This is a genomic window from Methylocapsa palsarum, from assembly GCF_900114285.1.
Lineage (GTDB): Bacteria > Pseudomonadota > Alphaproteobacteria > Rhizobiales > Beijerinckiaceae > Methylocapsa > Methylocapsa palsarum.
Genome location: NZ_FOSN01000038.1, coordinates 1 through 10097, shown reverse-complemented (window position 1 = coordinate 10097; position 10097 = coordinate 1). Strand labels below are relative to the sequence as shown.

The following is a 10097-nucleotide window of genomic DNA, read 5'->3' as shown; positions in this document are numbered from 1 at the left end:
TTGCCTCCGTGAGCGGTCGGTTGGAATTACCCGCAAGGATCTTCATCGCGCTCGCCGCTCATTCGCCCGATAGGGTTGCTAGGACGGATAACGTCTCGTTAACGGTTAGAGGGGTTTCTGGCCTATTTTCTGGCGCTGCCATCGTTTCCGCACCGTCGTCCATGATCGCGAGGGACAGCTGCTCGAGCCAATCGGTTGGCGACCTAATTTCAGCGGGAGCCGATATCGAGATCGGGATCAGTTCTTCAAGGATGCGGTGACCGCGCCGGATCATCCGGCCCCGACCCCGCTCTGGCGTTGGTCGTTGGCCAAATTTCGGAGTGAATTGTTTTGAAACTGCCGTTCAGAGTAGCCATAGCCTCGTTCACGATGGTGATGAAGACCGTCGCTTGCCGCTTCCTGTGTGGAGCATTTACGGTTTCGCGTTGAGGATGAGGACGGCGTTTCGAGGCCGGCGAGAGTACACCCGTGAAAGTACACCGCATCAGAGAGCCGCTCGTCAAGCCGCTTGAATGCGTCTATCACTATGCGCCAATTCATTTGTGCTGTCTCCTGCGGAGCCTGAGTGACCTGGCAATGTTGATCAGTGCCGCAGCTGACGGATCAACCGCTTGAGTTTTAAAGTCTGCACCCCGCCCGCATAAACAAGCATTACTGATTTCAGCAATTTGCATAAATAGCGCATAAACGGCGTGGCTTTTTGACATTGATTGGAAACGAAAAATCAGGAACCGTGAAAGATCATTGTATACACTTCAAAAATCAAATGGCGTCAAATTCGCGGCGCTGACTCACATGTGTTACGATGCATACGTTTCTACGATATCTCATTGCCCGAAGCCGATCATGCACAAGCGCCTGTCACTGCTCGTCCGCTCTGCTCTCTATGCATTACGCGGAGGATTTCTTGTTAGGCCTTTAGTTATCGCGCTTCTTCTCGGGGCCGCGGGCGCGATTTTGTCCTTCGCCGAGGAGTACGCCCCGGCTCTCAACGCCTGGATTCCGGAGGTTCTCTTTCCGTCACACCAGGATCCGCAGGTTGCGCAAACGATCCTGGCGGGCATCGCGAGCTCGACCATGACAGTCGTGTCGATTATTTTCGCGATCCTCCTGATGACGCTGACCTTGGCCTCCACGCAGTTTTCGCCCCGTATCCTCGTCAGTTTCGTCAGAGATCGCAGCACTCAATGGACGCTTGGAATCTTTCTTGGCACATATTGCTTCTGCATGGCGGCCCTACCAGCCGTAAGGTCTCATCCTCGTCCTTTCGTGCCTGTGGCGACCGTCATGACGGCTATGATATTGGCGCTCTTGTGCGTCAGCTGGCTGATTTTCTTTATTCATCACATATCGCAATCGATCAGCGTCAATCAGATAGTTGATCGTATCGCCCGGGAGACCGAGCTCGTCATTGATGACCTCATGCCACACCCGCGCGGTCCAGCCGAGCAACCAGAGCACGGGGGCCCCTTCCGCAAGGCGCGCGAACGGCTCATCGTTAGCCGGAGGTCAGGCTACATCCGGTTTGTCGATGTTCCCTTTCTTGTCGAACGTGCAAAAAATTACGGCGTGCAGATCGTCCTGGAGCGACGGGTCGGTCATTTCGTTCCGTCCGGCGTTCCGATTATGCGGGTTTTGGAGTCCGGTCGGGTGACGCCAGATCGAGAGGCTGAGCTACTGTCGGCCTTTGATATTGGTCCTGCTCGCACGATGCAGCAAGATGTGGAATTTGGGATCATTCAGATCGTCGACGTGGCTTTGCGAGCGATTTCTCCCGCTATTAATGACCCCAGCACAGCGATCAGCTGCATTGATCAGCTTAGCCGGGTCCTTATCAAATGGGCGGGTCGTTCTCCGCCCCGAACCTATCTTCACGGCCCGCCCCATGTTTTGCGCGTCGTCATGCCCTGGATCGACTTCGATGGCTTGCTCGATACCGCGTTTGAGCAAATTCGTCATTACGCCAAGGCCGACATCGCCGTGAGTCTCCGTCTGCTACGGGCGTTTGATGATATTGCGAGCACTGGAGTGCCGCCTCAAGAACTGCAATCCCTGTTTCGATGTGGCCGGCGTGTGATCGAAGGCTGTGAGGAAACGCTCCCTGAGGCGGATCTTTCAAGACTGCGCGAGCGATTGAAGCGATTGGAGGGACGGTCGTTCGCGCATGATCTGAGGGAAGTTTGACGCTCACCCTAGAATTAGCCGATTTTTTCTCACAAGCGCTAGCTCGGCCAAGCGCGCGACAGCGCGGTCAATGACCGTAATGATTCCCGGATCGGCGGTGAGATAGCCCAAGGTCCGGCTGTAGCCGATACGAAGGAGAGCATGCAAAACCGGGGGGGATCTTCGTTTTCGCGGTTAATCTCTTGCTATTATGCGGGGGGCGGAGCGATGCAAAAGCTCGTATGGCGGTTGAGCTCGAGGCTGATCTTGGCGATGGATCGGCGACCGAAATCGAAGTGGGGCGGGTCGAGGGGGAAGACTGGGCGAACCCCGAAACACTCGGTTTGTCGCTCGGCGAGGCAAAACGGCTCTCGGCCGCCATCCAGACCGAAATCGTCCGGTCGCAAGCGGCAATAATGGGCGAGCGTTACCGATGCTGCGGGCAATGCGGGTCCGACCTGTCCAGCAACGGATATAGGCAGGTGACTTTTAGATCCTTGTTCGGTGAGGCGCCATTGCGCGTCCGGCGGTTCCAGATTTGGCCCTGCCTCGAGGTCGTTCCCCAAGCGCCGAGAAGTTTTTCGGCGCTCGCGCTCGAAGGCGGCGTCGCGCCTGAACTCGCCTATGTGACCGCCAAATTCGCAGCCTTGGCTCCCTTCGGAAAAGTCGCCGAGTTCCTCGCCGAGCTGCCGCCCCTCGATGGCGCGGTCAACGCCGGCACGGTGCGCAATCGGACCCGCCGGGTCGGCGAGCGCATCGCGCGGCTGCGTACGGCCGGAGCCCCAGATCCCGACATCGACACAGTGACCCCGGCGGTCGTGATCGGGCTCGACGGCGGCTGCCTGCGCAGCCGGCATCGTCGCCCCGAGCGCAACTTCGAGGTGATCGCCGGCAAGGTGCTCAACCTCGATGGATCTCAGCATCGCTTCGCTTTCGCACGCAATAGCAAGTCCGCGAGTGAATTCGCCGACGCGATGGTGAGCGCTGGCGTCCGTCTCGGCACCCCGGCGACGGTGCTCTCGGACGGCGACGCAGGGCTGTGGAAATTGCAGCGACAGCTCGTGCCCGAGGCGACACTCCTTCTCGACTGGCGGCACATCGCCATGCGCTTTGAGCACGCGCTGCAGGCGGCACGAGGCATCGGTCAAGGCACGACCAGCGCCTATCTTCGTACCTACGCCGTTCGCGATCTCGAGAGTGCCAAGTGGAAGCTCTGGCACGGCCGCTCGAGCGCCTGTCTCGGGCGCTTGGCACAATCGGCGAATTGGCTCGATTGCGGTCACGTCCGCGACGTCCGCAGTGCTGTCGCTACCCGGCGCTACGTCAATGATCTGATTGAATATCTTCATGCCAACCGGCACGCGCTCGTGAACTATGGACGCCGTCGACATGAAGGATTGCCGATTTCGACCGCCTTTGTCGAAAGCGCGGTCAACGAGATCCTGTCGAAGCGCATGATCAAGAAGCAGCAGATGCGCTGGAACCGCTGGACCGAGCAGCCCTTCCTCGACGTACGCACTGCAGTTCTCAACGCCACGCTTCGCGGATCGTTCAGGCGGTTGTACCCCGCGTTCCAGGCAGACAACGACAATCGTTCCGCGCTGGTCGCAGCGTGATGGTCCCCACCGTTTTGCATGCTCTCGTGGCTCGTCCCGTCTGGGACAGTTATTGCGCCCGGCCTATTTCAGTCTGCGTCAAAGTATTTGGCAGCGTTTGCGCTATGATATCGCGGCCTTGCCAGCAAAGCCGGGCAGGGACAAACTGCCCGGCGAATGTTCTTGAACGGATGAAGGCGTCATCGAAATGGTTTCGACGATGGCGGCCATGCCGATGTCGAAGGGCATCAACCAAGGCGCGGGGCTAACGGACATGGATGAGAACTCGGAAAGGGAAGTCACTCGCTTCGGCGCCATCGCCAGCACCGTTTTCCTTGAAATCGAGATCCTGGCTTATATCGTGTTGGGTCTTTTGCTTGCACTGACCGCTCTAATGGGGATCGGCGGCGCCGGCATGTCGATCTGGACCGCGGTACAAGACCATGGCGACGAGAATGCGCTCGTTCTGACCATCGACCGGCTATTGTTTGTGCTGATGGTGGTTGAGATCCTGCATACGGTGCGCGTGTCCTTCCGTTTGGGGACGCTCGTGTGCGAACCATTCCTGATCGTCGGACTCATCGCCTCAATCCGGCGCGTGCTGGTCATCACTCTCGAAACGTCGCAAGTCAGCCAACCGGGGAAGTGGACTCCTGATTCACAGGCGCTGCTGAATTCGACTATGCTCGAACTTGGCGTACTTGGAGGCCTCATCCTTGTCATGGTGATCTCGATTTTCATGCTCCGCTTCAGCGAGAAGACTATTCTGAACAAATGAGCGACTCGTCAGGTTTTCGGGGCAACTTGCACTTGTCGCTGTCCGTCGTCAGGTTATTTGAGACAACTTGCGGGCGTCAGGAACGGAGGCTCTGGCACATGATAGAGTTTATGCAGCATGCAGCTGATGCTGCAAGCGACGATTGGCGATGGTCTGGCGTTTGATTCTTTCGCGTTCGAGGAGAATGCTCTCGGCGCGCCCGAAGTAGACGTCAGCCGGCGTGAGATTGCCGAGGCTCTCGTGATAGCGGGCATGATTGTAATGCTCGACGAAGGCGGCGACCTGCTGTTCGAGATCGCCTGGCAGGTAGTAATGTTCAAGCAGGATGCGATTCTTGAGCGTCTGATGCCAGCGTTCGATCTTGCCTTGTGTTTGCGGGTGGTAGGGCGCGCCCCGGACATGCTCTATTTTCTTTTTCTGCAGCCATTCCGCAAGATCGCTGGCGACGTATGACGAGCCATTGTCCGACAGGAGCCGCGGCCGGTGAACGACAGTGACCTGGTCGAGCCCGGAAGCGCCAGGTCGAGCGTGGCGGTGACGTCCTGCGACTTCATGGTGGCGCAGAGTTTCCAGGCGACGATATACCGCGAGAAGTCGTCCAGCACGGTTGAGAGATAGTACCAGCCCCAGCCTGTGACCTTCAGATAGGTGAAGTCAGTCTGCCAGAGCTGGTTGGGCGCCGTGGTCTTGTCCTTGAACTCCTCCGCGGCCTTGATCACGATATAGGCTGGGGTTGTGATGAGGTCATGGGCTTTCAGAAGGCGATAGACCGAAGCTTCTGACACAAAATACTTTTTCTCGTCGGTGAAGCGCCTGGCCAGTTCGCCACCCGGTATTTCGCCTTGGGGATCTTGCGGCGGCGGCCATCATTGAATTTATAAGGCATGGATTGTCCGGACCAGAGAGGCTTGAGCTGGGTATCTTACAACCCGCGCCCGAAGCCGTCACCGCCGCTCCTAAAGAGCGAGTACCCGGACAAATACAATCTAGAGTGTATCCACGCACCAACGCCGTGTCTAGACCGCGACCGAATGACGGGCGGCGTTTGAGCTGAGATAAGCGTCGAAGACAGACGCCAGAATGCGTGCGAAATGGGGCGAACCCGGATTGAGCGTCAGCTGGCCCTTGGACCGGACGAGCAAGCCATCGTCTTCGAGTTCGGCGAGCGAGTCCTCCTCGCCGGTCCACCAATCGTCGTTGTATCCAAATGCGCGTCCGGCTTGCGTCAGATCCACGGCGCCGTCGCACATAATCCTTTCGATGACATGGGCGCGAAGCAGGTCCTCGCCTCTCATCTCGTGCCCGCGCGCGACCGGCAGCCGTCCCGCCGCGACCGCCCGCGACCAGGCTCCCGTCTCCGAAATATTCTGGACGTATCCGTCGGGCGTGCGGCCGATGGAGGTCGCGCCGACACCGATCATGGTCTGCGCGGAATCGCTGGTATAGCCCTGAAAATTGCGCCTTAGCCGTCCCGAGGCGGCGGCGATGGCGAGGGAATCCCCCGGCAGCGCAAAATGATCGATGCCGATCCGTATATAGCCGCCCGCAACGAGCGCGTCGGCGGCGGCCTGCGCCTGGGCTGCGCGCTCTTCGCTTTGCGGCAAAGCGTCGGCCATGATCATTTTCTGGTTCTTCGCCATCCAGGGCACATGCGCATAGCCAAACAGCGCAATGCGGTCCGGCGTCATCTCGATGCATTGCCGGACCGTCTGCGTCAGCGACGCGGCGGTCTGGTGCGGCAGCCCGTAGATGAGGTCGAAATTGATCCGGCTCACGCCTGCGGCGCGCAGGCCATTGGTAGAGTGCGCGACCAGTTTGGGAGGCTGGATCCGGTTGATCGCCGCTTGCACCCTGGGGTCGAATTCCTGAACGCCGAAGCTTGCCCGATTGAAGCCGAGCGTCCCGATTTTTTGGATCATGTCGTCGGTCAGCGTGCGCGGATCGCCTTCAATCGCAAGCTCCGCGTCCGGCGTCAGATGAAACCGCTGGCCAATGCGGGCCATGATCCTCGCCAGATCGGCCGGATGCAGCGCGGTTGGCGTGCCGCCGCCGAAATGGAGATGAGCGACCGGCATTCGGGCGGGCAGGGCGTCCGCCACAAGGTCGATTTCGGCGAGCAGATGATCGATGTAGTCGGTGACCGGCGCATAACGCGCGGTGAGCTTCATGTTGCAGCCGCAGTACCAGCACATCTGTTTGCAGAACGGAACGTGCAGATAAAGCGAGATGGCCTCGTTTGGATCGAGCCCGGCGAGCCAGTCTCGGTAGAGAGTTTCAGAAAAATCCGGCGCAAAGTGAGGCGCGGTCGGATAGCTCGTATAGCGCGGCACGGCGCGCGTCGCATATTTGTCGAAGGCGGACGTCATCTGGAGGTCTCTCGCTTGCGGGGCCGACGCAATGAATTAGTCTTCCATTCCTGACCTAGGGGTCAAGCGCCGCCGCGCGCCGGTCCCAGCTCACGGCGAAGCGGCAGCAGGCGTCGCCGCGCGCCTCGCAGTCCGTTTCGATCACCTGTGCGCGGCGAGACACGAGCGCCTGAAACAGACGCTGAAAAACCGCGGCATGCCAGGCGCAGACAGGCGCTCCGGGCCGCTCCCCGGCGCATAATGGATTGCCCGCGATCTCGAAAATAAGCGGCTTTCCAACGCGGACGGAGAAAACGCCGGAGCCGGCGAAGGTCCACGCATGGGCGCTAATCGCCGAAGCGAGCGCTTTCGCCGCGAGAGGCGCGGGAAGAGGTTTCAGGACGGTTTGAACGAGGGATGGAATACGGTTCGCCAGAATATAATTCGCGGTGCGCTCCCCCGCGTCGGTCAAGATCATCTCCGCTGTGCCTGCGGGCAACAAGGTCCGCGTCAAGCGGTGCAGCCTCGCGACGCGGCGCTCGTCGACCATCGCGGCGGGCCGATCGGCAAGCCAATCCTCCGCCCTCGCCGCGGAAAACAACTGGACCGCCTCGGCTTCGAGACCAGCAGCGATCAGCGCCGCGTGAAGCTGCGTTACGGCGTTTGGCCCGATACGCGCCGTAAGCTCAGCGGGAGGATTTGCGGCGTGCGTACGGCTAAAGAAGGCTGGGAACGTTGGCGTCATCTTGTTCCGTCATCTGCTCCGTGCCGCCGCCGCAGGCGGTCCCGATCGCCATCGGCGCCTTCGCTTTCCGCGATCGGTCCGCGTTCGCCGCCCAGTCGGCGGTCTGGGCCGGGGTCAGCGTGCGGCTCTCGTCGAAATCGAAATGGACATTCTTTTTCGATTGCGGCCCCCAATATCCGACCTTGCCGAGATCGTAGAACTTGCGCTCCACGCCCGATTTGAGGAAGGCCTTGAGGCAGCCCAGAAGATACCGGCGGCGTTGTCCGGTTCCCGCCCAAGGGTAGGAGAACAGGGCCTTGCGCATGTAGAAGCGGCGGTAATTGTTCATCACCCGGTCGAGCAGTTCGGCGCGCTCCATGGCCTGCGGCTTCAGGATCGGCGTCACGAAATTATATTTTTCAAAATCGAAAATCTCGACCTTGTCGCTCATCTCCTGAAACAGCGAGGTGAACGGCCACGGCGTATACATAGACCAGTTGGCGAGGTCCGGCTTCCAGTCCATCGCCATCTTGTAGGTTTCCTCAAGCGTCTCCGCCGTCTCGTTTTCGAGGCCGACGATGAACTGGGCCTCGACGACGATGCCCGCCTCGCGCAACAGCTGGATCGCCTTCTTGTTGTCCGCGACCTTGGTTTCCTTGTTGAAGAGATCGAGCTTCAGCTGGGCGGCAGCTTCGGTGCCGAGCGACACATGGATCAACCCGGCCTTGCGGTAGAGGGGAAGCAGTTTTTCGTCCCTCAGGATGTCTGTGACGCGGGTGTTGATCCCCCATTGCACCTTGGCGGGCAGGCCGCGCGTGATCAATTCCTCGCAGAACTGGATGAATTTCTTGCGGTTGATCGTCGGCTCCTCGTCGGCGAGGATGAAGAAGCCGACGTCATGCTGTTCGACCAGCGTCTCGATCTCGTCCACGACTTTTTTCGGGTCGCGCACCCGGTAGTCGCGCCAGAATTTCCATTGCGAGCAAAATGAACAGGTGAACGGGCAGCCGCGCGCCATGTTCGGGATGGCGACCCTGCGATTGAGCGGGATGTACTTGTACTTCTCCCATTCGAGGATGCTCCAGTCGGCGACGATCGCATCGACGTCCTTGACCGTCGGCGCCGCCTCGGTCGCGACGATCTTCGCGCCCTCCGGCCCGGTCTCGGTAAACGCCAGCCCCTTGATCGTCCGGCGTTCGGCGGGCCAGCGCCCCTCGTCGATCGCGCGCACCAGATCGAGCAGGATCTCCTCTCCTTCGCCGCGCACGATCACGTCGATCCAGGGCGCCTCGCTCAAAACCTGCTGGTACATGAATGTGGCATGCACGCCGCCAAGGACCGTGACCGCGCCGGGATGGATTTCCCTGGCGATCTGCAGCGCGCGCTCGGCCTTGTAGATCGAGGGGGTGATCGACGTCGCTCCGACGATGTCGGACTTTTCCGCCGCGATCAGGGCGGCCAGCTGTTCGTCGGACAGGTCGTTGGTCATCGCGTCAATAAAGCGGACGTCGGAATAGCCGGCCTGTTTCAGCGAGCCGGTCAGATAGGCGGCCCACGCAGGGGGCCAGTTTCCCGCGATCTCCGCGCCACCGGAATGGTAGTTCGGGTGAATGAGGAGGATGCGCACGGACCGTCTCCAAGTGTCATTAAATAATGACATATTAGCACGTCAAAAGTTTTAGACAATCAATTTCCGGCGCCGTCTCTCCAGCAACTGCCACTGGGCGCCTTGAGACGCGGGCGCTTCCTTGTGAGCGGCCCTCAAACCACATATTAACTAAAAGGTTATATAACTGGTCGTTACAGTTCATGCGGGCCGATCATCTCAGCAGCACGCTCTCCGCACTCGCTGATCCCCGCGAAGGGCTATTATCGCGCGGCTGGCCCTCGGCGAAACGAGCGTGGCGGAACTTGCCCGACCCTTCGACATGAGCGGGCCGGCGATCTCGAAGCACCTCAAGGTGCTGGAGGCTGCCGGGCTTATCAGCCGCTCCCGCGACGCGCAGCGGCGGCCCTGCCGCCTCAACGCCGCGCCGCTTGGCGAAGTCGCCGCCTGGCTGGAGCGCTATCGTGTTTTCTGGGACGCCAGCTTCGATCGTCTCGACGACTATCTTCGGCAGATGCAGGTCAAGGGAGGCCCGCATGAAGAGCGACCATGAACTGGCGGGCCGCGTGCTCGAAATCACGCGGATTTTCGACGCGCCGCGTGCGCTCGTTTTCGAAATGTGGACGGATCCCGCGCATCTTTGTCACTTGATGGGTCCGCGCGATCATCCGGCCGTCGAACTCGGCGGAGATTTCCGGCCGGGCGGCCGCTGGCGCAGGTGCCTGCGGCCGGAGAACGGCGGGCGCGAACTCTGGCAAGGCGGCGTCTACCAGCGTTGGTGCATGAATAGAAATTGCGGCTCGTTTCGGGCTTAGGCGGGTTAATTTAATTGACCCGGACGGAGACCGGCATACCGAGACTGGTCATGCGGTTGAGGACGTTGCAG

General features: G+C 60.0%; 7 protein-coding genes and 2 pseudogenes. 5 read left to right on the top strand and 4 right to left on the bottom strand.

Features of this window, described 5'->3' with window-relative positions:
- The first annotated feature begins 795 nt into the window (after window positions 1–795).
- The 3 genes from BM177_RS18670 to BM177_RS18660 all read left to right on the top strand — a co-directional run bounded on the left by BM177_RS18670 (window position 796) and on the right by BM177_RS18660 (window position 4536).
- A complete protein-coding gene (locus BM177_RS18670; RefSeq protein ID WP_342028943.1) occupies window positions 796–2184 on the top strand; it encodes a DUF2254 domain-containing protein in 1389 nt (462 codons plus the stop codon).
- Between the two features lie 275 nt (window positions 2185–2459).
- Window positions 2460–3779: an ISKra4 family transposase gene (locus BM177_RS18665; RefSeq protein WP_175492707.1), complete on the top strand. Its 1320-nt coding sequence runs from the start codon at window positions 2460–2462 to the stop codon at window positions 3777–3779.
- A gap of 187 nt (window positions 3780–3966) precedes the next feature.
- Window positions 3967–4536, top strand: a complete 570-nt coding sequence (locus tag BM177_RS18660; RefSeq protein WP_342028942.1) for a phosphate-starvation-inducible PsiE family protein — start codon at window positions 3967–3969, stop codon at window positions 4534–4536.
- 108 nt (window positions 4537–4644) lie between these two features.
- Here the strand turns inward: BM177_RS18660 and BM177_RS18655 are convergent.
- The 4 genes and pseudogenes from BM177_RS18655 to bchE all read right to left on the bottom strand — a co-directional run.
- Window positions 4645–5366 (bottom strand): annotated as a pseudogene (locus BM177_RS18655) (IS3 family transposase); the annotation flags it as partial.
- A 186-nt stretch (window positions 5367–5552) separates the two neighbouring features.
- Window positions 5553–6902 carry an oxygen-independent coproporphyrinogen III oxidase gene (gene hemN, locus BM177_RS18650; RefSeq protein ID WP_091686699.1) on the bottom strand — a complete coding sequence of 450 codons (1350 nt, stop codon included), beginning with the start codon at window positions 6900–6902 and terminating at the stop codon, window positions 5553–5555.
- A 55-nt stretch (window positions 6903–6957) separates the two neighbouring features.
- On the bottom strand, window positions 6958–7626 hold the full coding sequence (gene bchJ / locus BM177_RS18645) for a bacteriochlorophyll 4-vinyl reductase (RefSeq protein ID WP_091686697.1): 669 nt from the start codon (window positions 7624–7626) through the stop codon (window positions 6958–6960).
- Window positions 7598–9232, bottom strand: coding sequence for a magnesium-protoporphyrin IX monomethyl ester anaerobic oxidative cyclase (bchE, locus tag BM177_RS18640; RefSeq protein ID WP_091686695.1), 1635 nt, complete (start codon window positions 9230–9232; stop codon window positions 7598–7600). The genes bchJ and bchE overlap by 29 nt, the downstream gene beginning before the upstream one ends.
- 182 nt (window positions 9233–9414) lie before the next feature.
- On the opposite strand from bchE, the pseudogene BM177_RS18635 reads away from it, so the two are divergent.
- Together BM177_RS18635 and BM177_RS18630 are read left to right on the top strand one after the other, a co-directional pair.
- A pseudogene (locus tag BM177_RS18635) lies at window positions 9415–9764 on the top strand (ArsR/SmtB family transcription factor).
- Window positions 9748–10026 carry an SRPBCC domain-containing protein gene (locus BM177_RS18630; protein WP_091686693.1) on the top strand — a complete coding sequence of 93 codons (279 nt, stop codon included), beginning with the start codon at window positions 9748–9750 and terminating at the stop codon, window positions 10024–10026. Before BM177_RS18635 ends, BM177_RS18630 begins: the two are co-directional and overlap by 17 nt.
- The last annotated feature ends 71 nt before the right edge of the window (window positions 10027–10097 follow it).

Bases quoted from the DNA above. Each gene is read 5' to 3' on its own strand.
- BM177_RS18630 (WP_091686693.1), top strand. From the start codon at position 9,748: ATGAAGAGCGACCATGAACTGGCGGGCCGCGTGCTCGAAATCACGCGG.
- BM177_RS18670 (WP_342028943.1), top strand. From the start codon at position 796: ATGTGTTACGATGCATACGTTTCTACGATATCTCATTGCCCGAAGCCG.
- hemN (WP_091686699.1), bottom strand. From the start codon at position 6,902: ATGACGTCCGCCTTCGACAAATATGCGACGCGCGCCGTGCCGCGCTAT.
- bchJ (WP_091686697.1), bottom strand. From the start codon at position 7,626: ATGACGCCAACGTTCCCAGCCTTCTTTAGCCGTACGCACGCCGCAAAT.
- BM177_RS18660 (WP_342028942.1), top strand. From the start codon at position 3,967: ATGGTTTCGACGATGGCGGCCATGCCGATGTCGAAGGGCATCAACCAA.